Below are 17,926 nucleotides of genomic sequence, written 5' to 3' on the forward strand. Positions count from 1 at the left end.
GGACGGGCCCTGGGTGCCGTAGGGGAGCCGGCGCGGAGACCGTACTCAGGTGCGCGTAGGCGCGGATACTCCCGGCGGCAGATGTACGGCGGGGCCGCGGGCGCCACCGTGGACCGTATGCAGCAGCTTCGCCGGCCCGCCCGCCGGGCCCTCCTCGTCCTCCATGTCGCCGTATCCGTCAGCTGGCTCGGGCTCACTCTCGGGCTTCTGACCCTCAGTGTCACCGGCTTCACCGCCGGCTCCCCCGAGACGGCGGCGATCGCCTACCGGGCGATGAAGATCTTCAGCGACTGGCTGGTCCTCCCGATCGCCCTCGCCACGCTGGTCAGCGGACTGGTGTTGTCGCTGGGCACCGCATGGGGACTGGCCAGGCACCGCTGGGTCTTCATCAAATTCTGGCTGACGCTCGTCACCTTGCTGCTGACGGTGTTCTCCCTCCGACCGGGCATCGACCAACTGGCCGCCGAGGCGGCCGCAGGCAGTCCCACCCCCGACTTCAGCCTCGTCGTCGCCCCGGCGGTCGCCACGGCCACCTACCTCTTCATCACCGCGATCTCCGTCCTCAAGCCCTGGGGGCTGACCAAACGCGGACGTCGACTGCGCGCGGCGCAGTCGACCGGGACCCGCACCCCCCAGGCGCGAGGCAGCGGCAAGGAGGGCGCGGGCGTCCGCTAGCGGCCAGGGCCAAGACCGCCGTCAGGCGAGGCCGGCCTCCGCTATCGCCGTGGTGGCGATCCGGTGGTCCTGGTCGGGGGCACCGCCGCCGACGCCGAGCGCGCCGATCAGCCGGCCGTCCCTGTGCAGCGGCACGCCGCCCGCGAGGAAGAGCAGCGGCCGGTCCAGCGCCGTGGGCAGCGTGTGGCAGAGGCCGTCGGGCCGTACGAGATCGACGAGGTCGGCGGTCGGCGTGTCCAGTTGCAGGGCGGTGTAGGCCTTGCGGGTGCTGGTCTCCCCGGAGATCAGCACGGCCGTGTCGTCCCGCCGGAAGCCGAGCAGATGGCCACCCGCGTCGACAACGGTCACGCTGCCCCGGACCCCGAGGTCCTCGGCGGCCCGCACGGCGGCCTCGATGAGGACGTCGGCATCACGGGTCGTGAGGGGGCGGACAGCGGGGGCGCCATCGGTGGTGGAGGAGTGGGGGGCGGAGGCCTGGGGGGTGGTGGTGCTCATGAGAAGTGTCCTTGGGGTTTGGTGCTGGTGGCGCTCGTGGCGCCGCTGGTGCTGGTGTTGCGAGTAGTGCGGAGGTACGTCTGCCGGCGCGGTCTCCGGAACCGTCAGCTCTGCGCCGCCGGTACGGGCTCGTCGGCGATCGCGCCGGGAAGCCCGGTGGCCACGACCTGGCCACGGCCCGTCTGACGCCGCTCCAGGGCGGAGGCGAATATCGCCACCACGAGCGCCGCGACGGTCATCAGCGCACCGACCCAGTTGGGTGCGGTGTAGCCGAGGCCGGCCGAGATGACGATCCCGCCGAGCCAGGCGGCCAGCGCGTTGCCGAAGTTGAAGGCCGCGATGTTGCCGGCCGAGGCCAGGGTGGGCGCCGCGGCCGCCTGATCCATCACCCGCTTCTGCAGCGGCGGCACGGTCGCGAAGCCGAAGACCCCGATCAGCGCGATGGTGACGGTTGCGGCGATCTTGTTGTGCGCGGTGAAGTGGAAGGCGGCCAGTGAGAGCGCCAGACCGGTCAGGGACACATAGAGCATCGGCATCATGGCGCGGTCGGTGAAACGGCCGGAGACCAGGTTTCCGCCGACCATGCCGAGGCCGAAGATGGCCGTCAGCCAGATGACGGAGGACGGTGCGAAGCCGGTGACCTCGGTCATCATCGAGGCGAGGTAGGTGACGGCTGCGAAGACACCGCCGAAGCCGAGGATCGTCATCAGCATCGCGAGGCCGACCTGGGGGTTGCGGAAGACCGCCAGTTCGCTGCCTATGGGGGAGGCCGCCCTCGCCCGCTGCGCGGGAACGAGCTTGACGATGCCCAGCAGGCCGATCACACCCAGCGCCGTGATGGCGTAGAAGGTGGTGCGCCAGCCGAACTGCTGGCTGAGCATCGTGCCGGCCGGGACACCCACGACGTTCGCGATGGTCAGGCCGCTGAACATCAGCGAGATGGCGCTGGCGCGCTTCTGGGGCGCGACCAGGTCGGCGGCCACGAGCGCACCGATGCCGAAGAACGCGCCATGCGTGAACGCGGAGACGATCCGCCCGGCCAGCATGATCCCGAAATTGGGCGCGATGCCCGTGAGCAGATTGCCCACGATGAACAGGCCCATCAGCAGCATCAGCATCTGCTTGCGCGTGAAGCGCGTGCCGAGAGCGGTCATCAGCGGGGCGCCGATCACCACGCCGAGGGCGTAGAGGGTGGTCGCGTATCCGGCGAGCGGGATGGATACACCGAAACCGGCCGCCATGTCGGGCAGCAGGCCCATGACCGCGAACTCGGTCGTTCCGATCCCGAAGGCGCCGATGGCAAGGGCCAGGAGCGCGAGAGGCATGACGGATCCCTTCAGATCGTTGCGTCCGTCCTTTACGAGCGTTCACAATAATTGCAGACGCGGGTTAAATGCAAGCGCCGGATATTTCGAAAGTGCTCTATCCTGGTTCGTGCGCCCCTTGAGGAGGTCTTCGATGACGCAGCAGACGCGGGAGAAGCTGGACGCGCGGGAGCAGGCGGCAGCCCAGCAGCCGGCGACGGCCGAGCCCGGTTGCCCGCCGGCGTCGACCCCCGGGCTCGCGCAAGGCTGGTGCGCGCTCTCCGCCCTGCACGGCCGGATCGAGTCGCACATCGAGCGCGCCCTGCAGGCGCAGCACGACCTCAGCGTCCGCGAGTTCTCGGTCCTCAACGTGCTCAGCGAGCAGCACGACGGACCGGGCGGCCATCTGCGGATGCACCAGGTGGCGGACTCCGTCGTCCTCAGCCAGAGCGCGACCACCCGGCTGGTCACCCGGCTCGAGGAGCGGGGACTGCTCTCGCGCTACCTGTGCCCCGACGACCGGCGCGGCATCTACACCAACGTCACGCCCGACGGGCTCGCGCTCCTGGTGGAGGCCCGGCCCACACACGACGGCGCGCTGCGTGAGGCCCTCCACGACGCCGCTCGGCGTCCTGAGCTGGCGCCGCTGGTCACCGCCGTCGAGACGCTCGCACCGTCGACGGAACACTGACCGCAGGGACGATCAGAGAGGCGCAGGGACCAGTACGGTCCGGTGGCCCGGGTGCCCGGCCCGGTCAACCCCCTGCTGTGCTGTGAGCGCACGGCATAGGGTCGCGCCCATGAGCGACATCGAGATACGCCGCGCGACCGAAGCCGACCTGCCCGCCATCGTCGCGATGCTCGCCGACGACCCCTTGGGCGCCGCCCGCGAGTCGCCCGACGACCTCGCCCCGTACCACGCCGCATACGCGGCACTCGCCGCCGACCCGCAGCAGCACCTGGTCGTCGCCGTGCGCGAGGGGCGGACGATCGGCACCCTCCAGCTGACGGTCATCCCCGGCCTGTCGCGGCGCGGCGCCACCCGTTCGATCATCGAGGGCGTACGGATACACCACGACGAGCGGGGCGGCGGCCTGGGCAGCCAGCTCATCGAGTGGGCGGTGGCGGAGTCCCGCACGCTCGGCTGCCAGATGGTGCAGCTCACCTCTGACGCGACCCGGATCGATGCACACCGCTTCTATGAGCGCCTCGGGTTCGAGGCCTCCCACCTGGGCTTCAAGCTCACGCTCTGAAGGATGCGCGCACACCGTTAAGGATGAGCTCACTCCGGTGGGCGCGTTCACTCCGCCGGCGTTCAGCTCCGCCGCGTCCGCCGCCGCGCCCGGTGGGCCTTCTGCCGGCAGGAGCCTCCACAGAAGCGCGCGGGCCGTCCCGTACGAGCCACGGCAATCGCCGTACCGCACACCTCACACCGGGATTCGTTACGGTTCGCCGCTCCAGGTGGAAGTTTCGTTACGGCAGGGCCCGCCCGCAGCGCATCACACATCAGCACCGTCATCCGTCCCTGCGCCGCGGACTCCGGATCCGCCGCCGATGCGGCCTGCTCCATGGCAAGACAGCCCACCAGCAGAGCCCTGAGGTCCGCTATCCCGACGTCCTTCCGCACCGCGCCCGCCTGTTGAGCCCTGGCCAGCAGGGCCTCCAGCGCCTCGTCGAAGTCCCGCCCCACCCCCGGCGACGGCTCGAAGCGCCCTGCTCCGGCCGCCACCAGCGCGTCGCACAACGCCTTGTTCCGTGAGGCGAGCCGCACCACCGACGACAGGAACCGAAAGAAGACCCCACCGGGGTCCTCGACATCGATCAAGTCCCTTGCGGTGTCCGTGAACAGCTCGATCCGTTCCACGATCGTCGCCCTGAACAGGGCTTCCTTGGACGGGAAGTGGCGGTAGACGGTGCCCGCCCCGACGCCCGCGCGTCGTGCGATCTCCCCGAGCGGAACCCCCAACCCCCGTTCCTCGAAGGCGAATCGGGCCGCCTGAAGCACCAGCGCCCTGTTTCGCCGCGCATCCGCACGCGCGTACGGGACACCACGCGCGGCACCACCGTCCGCCATTTCCCGGGCCTCCTGAGAACCGTCGACGTCCGCGTCGAGAACCGCCGATTTAAACGGGTCGAGCATTCCGATTCTACGGGAGGGATCTACACATGATCCTTAAGGGTCGGACGCGGCCGTGACGACCGGGTCGACCAAACGGGCGCGGCAAGCACGGCTAGCGGGCGAGATCAAGGTGAGCGGAAGCAAGATGAGCGGAAGCAAAGTGAGCAGGAGGGAGCACGGCAATGAGGGGGGCAGGGCGCAGGGCGAAGAGGAGGGCGCAGGGCGAAGAGGAGGGCGCGGGGCGAAGAGGAGGGCGCGGCAAACCGTCGACTGATGGCGGACGGCGGAAAGCAGGCGGCGGGCAGCGGACGACGAACGGCGAACGGCGAACGGCGAACGGCGAACGGCGAACGGCGAACGGCAGACTACGGAGAGCAGATGACGGGTGGTGAATGACGAATGTCGGGCGGCTGACCGGTACCGGCGCACTCCCCTCAGCCCGCAAGCCCAAGGCCCGCGTCCTTGGCCATCACCCACCCGCTACCGGCCGCCACCGGGCCCACCTGGCGCATGGCTGTCGACGTGCTCCCACCGCCCCGGGCGTACGCACCTCGACCACCACGCGCCTCGACCACACACCTCTGTCGACAGCGCCCAACTCGGGCCCAGGATAAGGACCTTGGCAAAATACCCGACCGCCAAGGAGGCCGTCCGCGACCTCGGGCTATGCGAAACGAGGTGGCCGTCCCCGCGGGAGCCCGAGGCCCGTTTCACGTGAAACGAAGCCGCGTTGCACCTCCACACGGCCGCGTTACGCATACACACGTGGGGCCGTGTTTCACGTGAAACACGGCCCCACCAATGCTTTCAGCTACCGATGGCCTCGTCCCAGGCCTCGCCCGCAGCCACAGCGGCGCCCTCAGCGTCCACGGACACCCCCAACGCACGCAGCCCGCCCGCCAGTGCCATCAGCGAGGCCCTGACCACCGCATGATCGGCCGCGCGGCCATAGTGGTTGACCCGGATCATCTCCTTGGCCAGCGTGCCCGCGGCGGCCTGTACCGGCACCGCGGCGTCCACCGCGAGCGCAGCGGTCACGATCTCCCGGGCGTCCGTTCCCTCCGGCGCACGGAGTGTCGTCGCAGCTGGCGCCGCGTCCTCGTCGCGCACGACGTACGGGGCGAGCCCACCCATCGCCCGCACACCGGCCCGGGTAGCCGCGGCTGCCGCCCGGTGCCGGATGATCACCGCGTCCAGCCCCTCGGCGTCGATACGGTCGGCTGCCTGCTCCAGGGCGAGCATCTCCAGCTGCGCCGGAGCGTGCGGCAGCGCGGCGCGGCCGCCGTCGATCCAGCGCTCCTTCCAGTCCAGCAGCGAGAGGTACGAGCGGCGCGGCGCCTGTTCGTTGGCGGCGATCCGCTCCCACGCACGGGCACTGACCGATACCGCGGACACGCCGGCGGGGCCGGCCATCGCCTTCTGCCCGCCGATCACGCACAGGTCCACGCCCCACTCGTCGGTCAGCAGCGGCTCGGCCCCCACGGACGCGACCGCATCGAGCATGAACAGCGCGCCGTGCTCCCGCACCACCGCACCGATCTCACCGACCGGGTTGGTGTTGCCGGTGGCGGCCTCGGCGTGCACCAGGCTCACAAAGTCGATCTCGGGGTGCTTCCGCAGCGCATCCGCCACCTGCTGCGGGGCCACCGCACCGGTGAACGGCGCACTGATGGTGATCACCTCGGCGCCGCAGGACCGCAGCCAGCCGCCGAAGGTCTCCCCGTACGGTCCGGTGATGATGTTGAGCGCCGTGCTGCCGGGCCGCACGGCCGAGCGGATACAGGCTTCCAGGGGCAGCAGCGCCTCGCCCTGCATCGCCACGACATCGCAGCGGGTGCGCATCAGCGCGGCGACCTTGTCCTCGATCCGCGCGAAGTGGGACGCGGTGAGGGGAGGCAGGTCGAGCAGGTCCGGGGCGGCGGGGTTCGCGGTCGGGTCAGACACGGCAGTCACAGGGCCTTCCAGCGGTAGCGAGCCGCCTCGACGCGGCTCCTGACGTCTCGCTCGACTGTACGGCCCGACGCCCACGCCCTCACCGCACGGGCCTCCCCGCCCAGCGCACGGGCCTCACACCCGCCAGCCCTCCGGATCCACGCCCCCAGGCACCGGCTCCGCCGGCTCGTACGGACCGCGGGTGAAGACGAAGGTGCCGAGATCCAGATGGCTGACCGAACCATCCGGCTCCCGCACCACTCGCAGGGTCTCGCCCGCGTAATAGCCGTCCAGTCCGGTCCAGGTGCCGTCCGCCTCGGCCCGGAACCGCGAGGCGCGACCCGCCCGGGACAGCGGAGCGAGTTCAAGTCCGCGCTCGGTGCGCAGCCGCAGCGTGTGGGGGTTCGCTCCCCAGTACCAGAGGCCGGTCAGCGCCAGCAGCTCCGGGTCCAGGGGGCCGGGCAGCGGTCGCCAGGGCTCGGGAATCCGGGGTTCGTGCTCGATCACGATCCCGGTGAGATCCGCGGCGATCGCCGGAACCGCCGGGCCGGAAGTGCAGTTGGCGAGCACGATCCCGGCGACGTCCTCCTCGACGTCGGCCCACAGCCCCGCCAGGAAGCCGGGCATCGAACCGCTGTGGCCCACCAGCGTCCGCCCTTCTCGGCGCACCAGCTGAAGCCCCAGCCCGTACCCCGCCTCCCACCCGCTCCCCTCCGGCGGCACGGCCGGGCTCCGCATCTCGGCCAGACTCGCCGCACTCAGCACCCGCTCATCGCCCATGAGCAGGAACGTCGCCCACCGGCACAGATCGTCCAGCGTGGACCACAGCTGCCCCGCCGGGCCCATCAACCCGGTGTCGTGAGCCGGTTCCGGCAGCATCACATCGGCCCACGGATGCACCGCCCAACCGCCCGCGTGCGGCATCTCCGGCTGCAGGGTCGTACGGCCCATGCCCAGCGGTTGCAGCACCTCGCGCCGCAGCACCTCTTCCCACGGCGTACCGCCCCGAAGGCGTTCGACCAGCGCACCCAGCAGCGCATAGCCGGGGTTGGAGTAGTGATGTCGCCGCCCGGCGGGGAGTCGCTGCGGCCGGTCACCGAACAGGTCGGCCGGCTCCGGTCGCAGTTCGCCCGAGGTCCGCTCCCACCAGGGAGCCCTCGCCTCCGCCGCCAACCCCGAGCTGTGCGCCAGCAGTTGAGCGATCGTCGCGTCGGGCGCCGGAGTGCCCTCCAGATGCCTGCCGACCGGGTCCTCGAGCCGCAGCAGCTCCTCGTCCCGGAGCCTCATCACCAGCACGGCGACAAAGGACTTGGTGAGCGAACCGATCCGGTACTGCACATCGCCGTGCGGCACCTCGCCCTCCACCGAAGTCCTGGCTCCGCTCCACACCGCCCGGCCGTCGCGGACCACCGCACCCATCATCGAGGGCGCCCGCCCCTCCGCCTGCCCGATCGCCAGCCGCCGCAGCAGCGACCGCCGTGTCTGGGGCAGTAGCCCCACAAAGGCTTCGCAGGTGTCGACCGGCACCGGCACATGGCCGACCGGCGCGGACTCCTCCGCCCCCGGCCCTTGAGGCTCGGCGGACTGGGTGATGGTCATGGTGCTCCTCAACGGCAGATCCGATGCAATCGATCAGTTCAGGCGGACAGCTTCGCCTGTCCGGCCCCGGCCGATCCAGCTCAGCCGTTCCCCGTTCGCCCACCACCGCCCGTCGACTGATCAGCGCAGCACCGGTGCCCCGAGCACGCTCCCCAGCTCGGTCTGTTCCTCCTCCGGCAGCCAGCGCGCCGCATGCACCATGTGCAGAGCGGTACGCAGCCGCATGCGGTCCTCGTCCGTACCGAGATACCCGAGGTAGGCCGGGAGCGTCAGCCCCAGTGCCTTGAGATCGGCCCGCTCACACCACCGCGACAGCAGCTCACGGACGCGTGCGTCGACCACGGCGTCGTGAGCCCATGGCGCCGTGTCCACTCCGGTTTCGCTGCCTTGCCCGGCCTCCTGCTCGGACGGCGCAGAAGCCGTACCCCGCAGGCCCTCCGCGATCGCGAACCGGTTCCAGTCGCCGTACTGCCCCTCGGGGGCGTCCCTCACCCGTTCCGCGGCGCGCAGGAAGTACGCATGCGCCGGCGCCGGTTGGCCGAGCTTTCGATAGGCGAGCCCGATGTTCACGTACAACGACGGATAGAACCCCTGGACCCGCTCGTCGCCCACCCGGTCTGCCCGGGCCAGGCACTCCTGGTTCCACCGCAGCGTCTCTTCGGGCAGGGTCTGGTGCCGGGCGAGATAGTGCGCGGCGATGCACGCCTCATAGTCATCAGCGGCGATGTCCCAGGCTCGCTGGAAGAGTCCGAGCGCCGTCTCGGCGTCTCCCTCCGCCTCGGCCTGCATCCCTTCCACGCACAACCGCACCACAGGCAGTTCCGGATCCATCGGCTCGTTCCCCTCGGCAGTCACCAGCGGTCAGTCCTTGGCCTCGTTCTCGCGCACCGGCATCACCAACGTGGTGAAACTTCCCTGGTCGGCGGAGCGGACCACGACAGGACGGTCGGCCGAAACGCTCTCCAGCAGCACATCGGGCCCCACCCCGGCCTCCAGCGCGGGCACAAGTACCGCCGGATCAAAGGCGATCCGCAGCCCAGGCCCCGTACGAACCATCCGCAGCAGGACAGGCTCACACCCTCCGCCCGATACCTCCAACGCCTGCTCGGCCATGAGCCCGGGCTGCTCGGCCGTGGACCCAGGCGCTGTTTCACGTGAAACAGCGTTCTCGCGCCGGCCGCCTGCTCCGTCCCCGGCGTCGTCCCCCGCAGCGGTCGACAACGACACCACCCCCGCCCGTCCGGCCACCGCGTCCCGTAGCGCCAAACGGTCGACGATGACGCGGTGCCGTCCGGCTTCCAGGCCTTCCAGCATCAGCCGGTAGTCCGGAAACACCTCGGGTGTGGCCCCGCCCTGTCGTCGACCCGCGCTCTGCGTCACCTCTCGGCAGTCCGCCTCGCCCCGAAACCGGACGCCCGCGCCGTCGTTCGCGCAGTCGTCCGCGCACTCCACATCGACCGTCACCTGCCGTACGGCCCACTCCGCCAGATGCCGCGCCGTCTCCGCGCCGATCAGGATCTGTCGCGGCCCGCCCTCGAACTCCGCCGGCCGCAGCACCCGCACGGCCAGGCGATAGCGGTCGGTGGCCACCAACCGCACCTCGCCGTCGACGAGTTCCAGCAGCACACAGCCCAACGGCGGGTACTCCTTCCGGGGCGCCCCGGTCGCCGCCGCGGGCGCCACCTGCCGTACCGCGCTGGCGAGTTCGGCACCGCCCACCCGCGCCCTGGCCCAGCTCCGACCGTCGCCGACAGCCTCCCGGAGAAGCCCCTCCACCACCGCCCGCGCCGCGTCCGCCGTCCGCCGCGTCCGCTCCAGGTGTGTCCGCAGCACGCCCCGCGCCGCCTCCTCCCGCCCGTCCAGCACGACTGCGGCATCCACCAGCGGCAGCCCCGCCTCCCGCAACCGCCGCAGTCGTACCGCCCGCGCCGCCTGCCCGGCCGCATAGCGCCGGTAGCCCGTCACGGCATCCACCCGAGCCGGCCGCAGCATCCCGCAGTCGTCGTAGAACCGCAGAGCACTCGGCGCCAGCCCTACCCGTCGCGCGAATGCGCCGATGCCCAGCAGTTCTTCGCTGTCGTCCATGGAGGCGATTGTGGAGCTTCAACCAGCTTGAAGGTCAAAGCCCATACCGCGGCGGCGGTGCTCCACCTGGCGGACCGCTGTTGCCTCCGACTCCGCTACGACCAGCGGATCTCACCCTGCACGCCTGCGCCCAATGTCGTTGCCAGCTCGTGGAGTTGGGAATTCCGTTGAGGAGCGGCGCCCTCAATTCCGTTCGCCGAGTGGCCAACTGGCTCTGTCACCCACAGGGCGGAGCCCCGGCGTCCGATGCCCAGCCCCCTCGCCACCGCCGGCAGATCCCCCGAGAACCCGGATGGCAGTACCGATGCGCGGTGCGGCATTTTTCATATTAGCATCCCAGTCACTGTACGCAGTGGATCTGTCACAGATCGCATCCGTCAATCTATGGAGGAGAAATGCGCAAGCTTCACAAGGCTGCCGTCGTGGCCGCCATCCTCGGCACTGTCAGCTTCCTCGGCGCCGGCACGGCCTCCGCCCGGGGCGGCGGCCACGGTAACTGGTGCCGGTCGCACGACCTGAACGTCGACGTCCTCGGCCAGGTCGGGATCCTCAACGGCCTGCTGGGCAACGCGCTCAACGGCGAGGGCGGCCCGGGCGGACAGTTCGGCGGGGTCGGCTCGAGCATGGGCTGCAACGGCTGACAACTGGCACATGTCCCGGCGTCCGAGCCACCGGCTCGGACGCCGGGGCCCCTCCCCGGCCTGCATCAGGGCCTGGACGCAATCCGGTGCGCCGCGCATGACGCCCCGGCATCGATCGCAAAGGAACCCCGCACATGTTCAGTCGAAAGAAGATCGCAGCCGTCTCGGTGCTCCTGAGCGGCCTCGCCGTGACCGGCGCCGGTGCCACCCAGGCCTACGCCGCGGCAACGCCCAGCGACTGCACCCGTACCGCACAGGGCATCACCTGCATGCACAAGAGCCAGTCCGTCTACACCAACAAGGACGGCAAGCGCATCGTCAGGCAGACGCACGAATGCTCGACGAACTCCCGGCACGTCCTGGTGCTGCCCCGCATCGGCCTGCTGAACGAGGCCCCACAGACCACAAGGGTCGGGCCCGTCATGAACTGCTCCAACAAGGTGCCGCCCTCCAAGCACTTCAAGGAGGACAACCGGAACGTCCGAGTGCAGCCGGCGGCCCCCCGCAACCGCAACGAGGAGGGCCTGGTCCAGCTCATCGCCAGACGGCTGCTCTGACCCGGGCGCCCCCACACCGTGGGGAATTCGCTAGGCCGTTGCCCGCCGGACTCGGTAGTTCCAGCGCCCGAGCGACCGGACGACGGTTTCGGCACCGATGGGGTTGGCACTGTGAACGAAGACCATGCCGATGTGGAAGGGCCGTCCGCTGAAGGCGGCTTCTTCCATCAGGGTCACCACGGGCATGATGCTGTCGTCGCCGCCGAGATCGTGATCGAGCCAGAGTTCGCCGATGAAGGCGTCGCGGTACTCCTGCAGTAGCCGGACGCCTTCGCGGCTGGTGCGGGCGATCCGGGTGGCTCCGGGGAGCGGTCGCAGGTCGTCGATGCCGAGGATGACGGGCGTTGGTGCGGCTGGGGCCTCATTCACCTCGTCATCATCACAGGAGAGCGGCCGCGAGAACCTCGGGGTGCCAGGTCGTTCTGAGAGCACCGATGACCGGCGCTCTCAAACGGCCTGGCTGCCTCGGGCGGACCGGCCGCCGATCCCCGGCCGTTGGCGGTGTCCACGGCGCGCCCCCGGGGTCCGGCAAGGCGATCGCCGAACGCCCCTGCGTCTCCTGACAGGTCGTGTCGCCGCGCTTTTCTGCCGACGGTGAAGACCGGCCCGACCGGGCTCGACGATCACTACAGTCCAGCCTCATGACGACGATCACCACGCGCACGGTCGAATACCCGGCCGACGGCCTGACGATGATCGGGCACCTCGCACTCCCCGCCGGCGCCGACCGCCGGCCCGCAGTCCTGATCGGGCCCGAGGGGATGGGGCTCAGCGACGTCGAACGCCGCCGAGCCGATGCCCTGGCCGAGCTGGGATACGTGGCGCTGGCATTCGACCTCCACGGCGGGCGCTATTTGGGCGACCCCGAGGAGATGCTGGCCCGTTGCATGCCGCTGCTCGCCGACCCCGACCGGATGCGGGACATCGGCCACGCGGCACTCGATGTACTGCGCGCCGAACCGCGGACCGACCCCGACCGGATCGCCGCTGTCGGCTACGGCACCGGGGGCGCCATCCTGCTGGAACTCGGGCGCGACGGCGTCGACCTGCGCGCGATCGGGACGGTCAACGCACTGACCACGGGCCGGCCGGGCGAAGCCGCGCGCATCCGTTGCCCCGTGTGGGCCGGGGTCGGATCGGAGGACCCGATCATGCCCGCCGAGCAACGGGAGGCCTTCGCCGCCGAGATGCAGGCCGCGGGCGTCGACTGGCGCCTCGCGGTCTACGGCGGTGCCCTGCACGCCTTCCACCACCCACCCGTCGACCACTCCGCGCCCCCCGGCGTCGGCTACCACCCGCAGCACGCGCAGCGAGCCTGGCGCGACGTCGTCGGCCTGCTCGCCGAATGCCTGCCCGTCACGGAGTGAGTTGGAGCGTCAGGACTGCCGTCGTCACGGCACGACTGTCGTCGTCACGGCCCGACCGCGGAGAGAACGGCACGGCGAAAACGACACGGAGCCTGAGAACCCGCAGCGCGTCCGCTCAGGTCTGTGCCATGTCCACGAAGCGCGAGTAGTGGCCCTGGAACGCCACCGTGATCGTGGCCGTGGGGCCGTTACGGTGCTTGGCCACGATCAGGTCGGCCTCGCCCGCGCGGGGGGACTCCTTCTCGTACGCGTCCTCGCGGTGCAGCAGGATGACCATGTCGGCGTCCTGCTCGATCGAACCGGATTCACGGAGGTCGGAGACCATCGGCTTCTTGTCCGTGCGCTGCTCGGGGCCACGGTTCAGCTGGGAGAGCGCGATGACCGGGAGCTCCAGCTCCTTCGCCAGCAGCTTGAGGTTTCGGGACATGTCCGAGACCTCCTGCTGGCGGCTCTCGGCGCGCTTCGAACCGCCGGACTGCATCAGCTGGAGGTAGTCGATCACCACCAGCTTCAGCTCGTTGCGCTGCTTGAGCCGTCGGCACTTGGCACGGATCTCCATCATCGACAGGTTCGGCGAGTCGTCGATGTACAGGGGCGCGGCCGAGACGTCGGGCATCCGCCGGGCCAGCCGCGTCCAGTCCTCGTCCGTCATGCTGCCGGAGCGCATGTGATGCAGCGCCACCCGCGCCTCGGCGGACAGCAGACGCATCGCGATCTCGTTGCGCCCCATTTCCAGGGAGAAGATCACGCTCGGCAGATTGCTCTTGATCGAGCAGGCCCGCGCGAAGTCCAGCGCGAGGGTCGACTTACCCATGGCCGGACGCGCCGCGATGACGATCATCTGCCCCGGGTGCAGACCGTTCGTGAGCGAATCCAGGTCGGTGAACCCCGTCGGCACGCCCGTCATCTGGCCCTGGCGTGAGCCGATCGCCTCGATCTCGTCGAGAGCGCCCTCCATGATGTCGCCGAGCGGCAGATAGTCCTCGCTGGTCCGCTGCTCGGTGACGGCGTAGATCTCCGCCTGGGCGCTGTTGACGATCTCGTCGACATCGCCGTCCGCGGCGTATCCCATCTGCGTGATACGGGTGCCGGCCTCGACGAGCCGGCGGAGCACGGCACGCTCGTGGACGATCTCGGCGTAGTACTCGGCGTTCGCGGCCGTCGGGACGGACTGGACGAGGGTGTGCAGATACGAGGCACCGCCGACCCGGCCGATCTCGCCGCGCTTGGTCAGCTCGGCGGCGATGGTGATCGGGTCGGCCGGCTCACCCTTGGCGTAGAGGTCGAGGATCGCCTGGAAGACCAGTTCATGGGCGGGGCGGTAGAAGTCCTCGCCCTTGAGGACCTCGACGACGTCCGCGATGGCGTCCTTGGACAGCAGCATGCCGCCGAGCACGGACTGCTCGGCGTCCAGGTCCTGCGGGGGGACCCGCTCGAAGCCGCCGGCCCAGGAACCGCCGTCGTCGTCGCGGTCCGGTCTGTCGCCGCGGCCGCGGCCCTTGCCGTCGCCTCGGCGGGAGCGGGGAGCCGGCAGGCGGTCGCTCGGACCGGAGTCCGCCCAGGGGTCCTCCATGGGCTCGGGAATGCTCACCCCGGCACCTCCTCCCGTCCGCGACGCGGACCTTGCTGTGCTGTTCTTTCATACGGCACAGCTCTGACAATCGAGACGCCCGACTCCGGTTACGGCGCGTCGAGTTCGGACGATGTCTCAGGCCGGAACAGGCGGCGGGTGCCGGACCACGGTAGGCCCGTGGGCACCGTCCGCCAATCTGGTTATCCACAGGCCATGTGGATGACCGCCCCACAGCTGTGGAGAAGTCCCCGGATCCTGTGCACGGCGCGGGGGAAACTTCTGTGGACAAGCACACAATCACCCCACCCTCACCCTTCTGACCTGCAGTTTTCTCATCCATAGGCTGTGGGGGAGAAAAACTTCCGCCAGCCGTTCAAGATCGCGACAAACGGCACGGAGGAGGAGGCTCCGCACAACGGAAAGTAAGGACTGCAAAGGGTTTGCGTCTCTTACCTGTGGAAGATTAGATTGAGTCCATGACACAGGCTCCCGCGACCCGGCGGCGCTCCGACCGCCGCCACGACCGCGAGATCATCGCGCTGGCCCTGCCCGCCTTCGGTTCACTGGTCGCGGAACCCCTCTTCGTCATGGTCGACAGCGCCGTCATCGGCCACCTCGGCACCTCCCAGCTCGCCGGCCTCGGCGTCGCCGCCGGCCTGCTGACCACCGCCGTCGCCGTCTTCGTCTTCCTCGCCTACGCCACCACCGCGGCGGTCGCCCGCAGGGTCGGCGCGGGCGACCTCCCCGCGGCGATCCGCCAGGGCATGGACGGCATCTGGCTCGCCCTGCTGCTCGGCGCGGGGGTCGTCGCGGCCGTGCTGCCCACCGCCCCCTGGCTCGTCGAAGCCTTCGGCGCCTCGGCCACCGCCGCCCCGCACGCCATCGCCTATCTGCGCATCAGCGCGCTCGGCATACCCGCGATGCTCGTCGTACTGGCCGCCACCGGCGTGCTCCGTGGCCTCCAGGACACCAAGACCCCGCTCTACGTCGCCCTCGGCGGCTTCTCCGCCAACGCCGCGCTCAATGTCGCCCTGGTCTACGGCGCCGGCCTCGGCATCGCGGGATCCGCCTGGGGCACCGTCATCGCCCAGTGCGCCATGGCTGCCGCCTACCTCGCCGTGGTGATCCGCGGCGCCCGGCGGCACGGGGCCTCGCTCCGCCCCGACGCCGCGGGGATCCGCGCCTGTGCCCAGGCCGGCGTTCCGCTGCTGGTCCGTACGCTCTCGCTGCGCGCTGTGCTGATGATCGCCACCGCCGTCGCCGCCCGGCTCGGCGACGCCGAGGTCGCCGCCCACCAGATCGTGCTCACGCTGTGGTCCCTGCTGGCCTTCGCGCTGGACGCCATAGCCATCGCCGGGCAGGCCATCATAGGTCGCTTTCTCGGCGCGGGGGACCGCGACGGCGCCCAGGCCGCCTGCCGCCGCATGGTCCAGTGGGGCATCGCCTCGGGCCTGGTGCTCGGTGTGCTGGTCGCGCTCGCCCGTCCGGTGTTCATTCCGCTGTTCACCTCCGACCCCGCCGTGCGGGACCCGCTGCTGACCACGCTCCTGGTCGTGGCCGTGACCCAGCCGGTCGCCGGGATCGTCTTCGTACTCGACGGCGTCCTGATGGGAGCGGGCGACGGCCCGTATCTCGCCTGGGCGATGGTGCTGACGCTGGCCCTGTTCGTGCCGGCTGCGCTCGCCGTACCGGCCTTCGGCGGCGGACTGGTCGCCCTGTGGTGGGCGATGGCGCTGATGATGGCCGTCCGTATGGCGACGCTCTGGCTGCGCACCCGCTCCGGCCGGTGGATTGTGATCGGGGCCTCCCGCTGAACCACCTCCCGCAACACACAGTGCATGTCGATAATGACGGGGTGCGCTCGCTTGCCAGGAAGTCCGTGCTGCCCATGACGTTCGTCGTCGTCATGGCCGCTGCCGTGGTGGGCTACGCCGCGGAGGAGTCCGATACCCACGGCGGCATCGGCCACAGCAGCTTCGGCAAGTCCGGCGAGGCGGGCCAGGACCCCCAGGACCAGGATCCCGCCGCGACGGCTCCGGCCGACATCGGCAACGCGTACACCCCGCGCCGCACCGAGCAGAACGCCCGGGTCGGCGTGGTCTTCGAGAAGAACGACTCCGGTGATCACTTCTGCACCGCGAGTGTGGTGCAGAGCCCGGGCCGAAACATGCTGATCACGGCGGCGCACTGCGCATTCGACGCCGACGCCGGTTCCACGGTGGACGATCTCCTCTTCGCTCCCGACTACCGCGACGGCGAAGAGCCCTCGGGTCTGTGGAAGGTCAGGAAGGTGATCGTCGACGACCGCTGGGCCAAGTCGCAGGACGAGGACCTCGACGTCGCCTTCCTCATCCTCGACAAGAAGGACGGCGAGCAGATCCAGGACGTCCTGGGCGGGAACACCCTGGGCATAGACCGTGGCTTCGACAACGAGGTCAAGATCACCGGCTATCCCACCAGCCGAAACACCCCGATCTCGTGCCAGAACCGCACCACGAAGTACAGCGACACCCAGATGCGCGTCCAGTGCACCGACTTCGAAGGCGGTACGAGCGGCAGCCCCTGGCTCGCCGACTACGACCCCAAGAGCCACACCGGCACGGTCATCGGCGTCCTGGGCGGCCATGAAGGCGGCGGCGACGAGGACGATGTCTCCTACGCGGCGTACTTCGACGACGACATCGCCGAGCTGTACAAGCACGCCCAGGACGAGGACTGAGTCCGGCCGCTCGCGCCCCGGCACGGCGAAGGGCCGCACCCCGGTGACGGAGTGCGGCCCTTCTGCGTTGTCCTGCGATCAGGCGGCGACGACCTCGACGCCCAGCTTCGCAACGACCTCGGCGTGCAGACGCACGGAGACCTGGTGCGCGCCCAGGGTCTTGATCGGCGAGCCGAGCTCGACACGACGCTTGTCGACGTCCGGACCACCAGCGGCCTTGATCGCCGCAGCGACGTCGGCCGGGGTGACGGAGCCGAACAGGCGGCCCGCGTCGCCGGCACGGACGGCCAGCTTCACGCTGACGCCCTCGAGCTGGCCCTTGACCTCGTTGGCCTGCTCGATCGTGGCGATCTCGCGGATCTTGCGACCGCGGCGGATCTGCTCGACGTCCTTCTCGCCACCCTTGGTCCAGCGGATCGCGAAACCGCGCGGGACCAGGTAGTTGCGGGCGTATCCGTCCTTGACGTCAACGACGTCGCCGGCGGTGCCGAGGCCGGAGACCTCGTGGGTGAGGATGATCTTCATGAGTCGGTCACCCTTCCCTTATCGCGCGGTGGACGTGTAGGGCAGCAGCGCCATCTCACGGCTGTTCTTCACGGCCGTGGCGACGTCACGCTGGTGCTGAGTGCAGTTGCCGGTTACTCGGCGGGCACGGATCTTGCCGCGGTCGGAGATGAACTTCCGCAGCAGGTTCGTGTCCTTGTAGTCGACGTAGGAGATCTTCTCCTTGCAGAACACGCAAACCTTCTTCTTAGGCTTGCGAGCAGGCGGCTTCGCCATTGTCTCTCTCCAATGAGTTCAAGAAGTTTGTGCTGACGCCCTCAAGGCCCCCGGCCGTTTCACGGCGTTGTTTCACGTGA

General features: G+C 70.1%; 19 protein-coding genes. 8 read left to right on the top strand and 11 right to left on the bottom strand.

From position 1 onward, the window contains the following. Positions 1–117 precede the first annotated feature (117 nt). On the top strand, positions 118–675 hold the full coding sequence (locus tag AC0680_RS03520) for a DUF2269 domain-containing protein (RefSeq protein ID WP_478624591.1): 558 nt from the start codon (positions 118–120) through the stop codon (positions 673–675). Between the two features lie 21 nt (positions 676–696). Here AC0680_RS03520 and AC0680_RS03525 read toward each other — a convergent pair whose 3' ends face one another. Together AC0680_RS03525 and AC0680_RS03530 are read right to left on the bottom strand one after the other, a co-directional pair. Continuing rightward, positions 697–1,170: a GlcG/HbpS family heme-binding protein gene (locus AC0680_RS03525; RefSeq protein ID WP_478624592.1), complete on the bottom strand. Its 474-nt coding sequence runs from the start codon at positions 1,168–1,170 to the stop codon at positions 697–699. 104 nt (positions 1,171–1,274) lie between these two features. Further along, on the bottom strand, positions 1,275–2,495 hold the full coding sequence (locus AC0680_RS03530) for an MFS transporter (RefSeq protein WP_478624593.1): 1,221 nt from the start codon (positions 2,493–2,495) through the stop codon (positions 1,275–1,277). A 133-nt stretch (positions 2,496–2,628) separates the two neighbouring features. Between AC0680_RS03530 and AC0680_RS03535 the strand changes: the two genes are divergently transcribed. Together AC0680_RS03535 and AC0680_RS03540 are read left to right on the top strand one after the other, a co-directional pair. After that, a complete protein-coding gene (locus tag AC0680_RS03535; protein WP_478624594.1) occupies positions 2,629–3,165 on the top strand; it encodes a MarR family winged helix-turn-helix transcriptional regulator in 537 nt (178 codons plus the stop codon). 109 nt (positions 3,166–3,274) lie between these two features. Then, a complete protein-coding gene (locus AC0680_RS03540) occupies positions 3,275–3,727 on the top strand; it encodes a GNAT family N-acetyltransferase (protein ID WP_468975824.1) in 453 nt (150 codons plus the stop codon). 62 nt (positions 3,728–3,789) lie between these two features. Here AC0680_RS03540 and AC0680_RS03545 read toward each other — a convergent pair whose 3' ends face one another. The 5 genes from AC0680_RS03545 to AC0680_RS03565 all read right to left on the bottom strand — a co-directional run bounded on the left by AC0680_RS03545 (position 3,790) and on the right by AC0680_RS03565 (position 10,209). After that, positions 3,790–4,614 carry a TetR/AcrR family transcriptional regulator gene (locus AC0680_RS03545; protein ID WP_478624595.1) on the bottom strand — a complete coding sequence of 275 codons (825 nt, stop codon included), beginning with the start codon at positions 4,612–4,614 and terminating at the stop codon, positions 3,790–3,792. 786 nt (positions 4,615–5,400) lie between these two features. Next, a complete protein-coding gene (locus AC0680_RS03550; protein ID WP_478625068.1) occupies positions 5,401–6,537 on the bottom strand; it encodes a pyridoxal-phosphate-dependent aminotransferase family protein in 1,137 nt (378 codons plus the stop codon). A 123-nt stretch (positions 6,538–6,660) separates the two neighbouring features. Continuing rightward, the gene (locus tag AC0680_RS03555) at positions 6,661–8,124 is read right to left on the bottom strand and encodes a serine hydrolase domain-containing protein (protein WP_478624596.1); all 1,464 of its coding nucleotides are present in this window, start codon (positions 8,122–8,124) and stop codon (positions 6,661–6,663) included. Between the two features lie 120 nt (positions 8,125–8,244). Continuing rightward, on the bottom strand, positions 8,245–8,955 hold the full coding sequence (locus tag AC0680_RS03560) for a hypothetical protein (protein WP_478625069.1): 711 nt from the start codon (positions 8,953–8,955) through the stop codon (positions 8,245–8,247). Between the two features lie 30 nt (positions 8,956–8,985). Beyond that, on the bottom strand, positions 8,986–10,209 hold the full coding sequence (locus AC0680_RS03565) for a MerR family transcriptional regulator (protein ID WP_478624597.1): 1,224 nt from the start codon (positions 10,207–10,209) through the stop codon (positions 8,986–8,988). Positions 10,210–10,604: 395 nt separating this feature from the next. On the opposite strand from AC0680_RS03565, the gene AC0680_RS03570 reads away from it, so the two are divergent. Next, positions 10,605–10,850 carry a hypothetical protein gene (locus tag AC0680_RS03570; protein ID WP_384424260.1) on the top strand — a complete coding sequence of 82 codons (246 nt, stop codon included), beginning with the start codon at positions 10,605–10,607 and terminating at the stop codon, positions 10,848–10,850. Positions 10,851–10,984: 134 nt separating this feature from the next. Beyond that, positions 10,985–11,407 carry a hypothetical protein gene (locus tag AC0680_RS03575; protein WP_478624598.1) on the top strand — a complete coding sequence of 141 codons (423 nt, stop codon included), beginning with the start codon at positions 10,985–10,987 and terminating at the stop codon, positions 11,405–11,407. A 30-nt stretch (positions 11,408–11,437) separates the two neighbouring features. On the opposite strand, the gene AC0680_RS03580 is transcribed toward AC0680_RS03575, so the two are convergent. Next, positions 11,438–11,776 (bottom strand): cyclic-phosphate processing receiver domain-containing protein, encoded by a 339-nt coding sequence (locus AC0680_RS03580; RefSeq protein WP_478624600.1) that lies wholly within the window; start codon positions 11,774–11,776, stop codon positions 11,438–11,440. Positions 11,777–12,048: 272 nt separating this feature from the next. Between AC0680_RS03580 and AC0680_RS03585 the strand changes: the two genes are divergently transcribed. Next, entirely contained in the window at positions 12,049–12,774 is a 726-nt protein-coding gene (locus tag AC0680_RS03585) for a dienelactone hydrolase family protein (RefSeq protein ID WP_478624601.1), read from the top strand. Positions 12,775–12,889: 115 nt separating this feature from the next. Here AC0680_RS03585 and dnaB read toward each other — a convergent pair whose 3' ends face one another. Beyond that, positions 12,890–14,347 (bottom strand): replicative DNA helicase, encoded by a 1,458-nt coding sequence (gene dnaB, locus AC0680_RS03590; protein WP_384424621.1) that lies wholly within the window; start codon positions 14,345–14,347, stop codon positions 12,890–12,892. 476 nt (positions 14,348–14,823) lie between these two features. Here dnaB and AC0680_RS03595 point away from each other — a divergent pair, with 476 nt between their 5' ends. Both AC0680_RS03595 and AC0680_RS03600 read left to right on the top strand, forming a co-directional pair. Next, positions 14,824–16,161, top strand: coding sequence for an MATE family efflux transporter (locus tag AC0680_RS03595; RefSeq protein ID WP_478624602.1), 1,338 nt, complete (start codon positions 14,824–14,826; stop codon positions 16,159–16,161). Positions 16,162–16,202: 41 nt separating this feature from the next. Next, positions 16,203–17,066: a trypsin-like serine peptidase gene (locus tag AC0680_RS03600; protein ID WP_478624604.1), complete on the top strand. Its 864-nt coding sequence runs from the start codon at positions 16,203–16,205 to the stop codon at positions 17,064–17,066. Positions 17,067–17,144: 78 nt separating this feature from the next. On the opposite strand, the gene rplI is transcribed toward AC0680_RS03600, so the two are convergent. Continuing rightward, the gene (gene rplI / locus AC0680_RS03605; RefSeq protein WP_393485791.1) at positions 17,145–17,591 is read right to left on the bottom strand and encodes a 50S ribosomal protein L9; all 447 of its coding nucleotides are present in this window, start codon (positions 17,589–17,591) and stop codon (positions 17,145–17,147) included. A gap of 18 nt (positions 17,592–17,609) precedes the next feature. Beyond that, entirely contained in the window at positions 17,610–17,846 is a 237-nt protein-coding gene (gene rpsR / locus AC0680_RS03610) for a 30S ribosomal protein S18 (RefSeq protein WP_003978893.1), read from the bottom strand. Positions 17,847–17,926 lie beyond the last annotated feature (80 nt).

It is taken from the genome of Streptomyces sp. NPDC043738, from assembly GCF_056436545.1.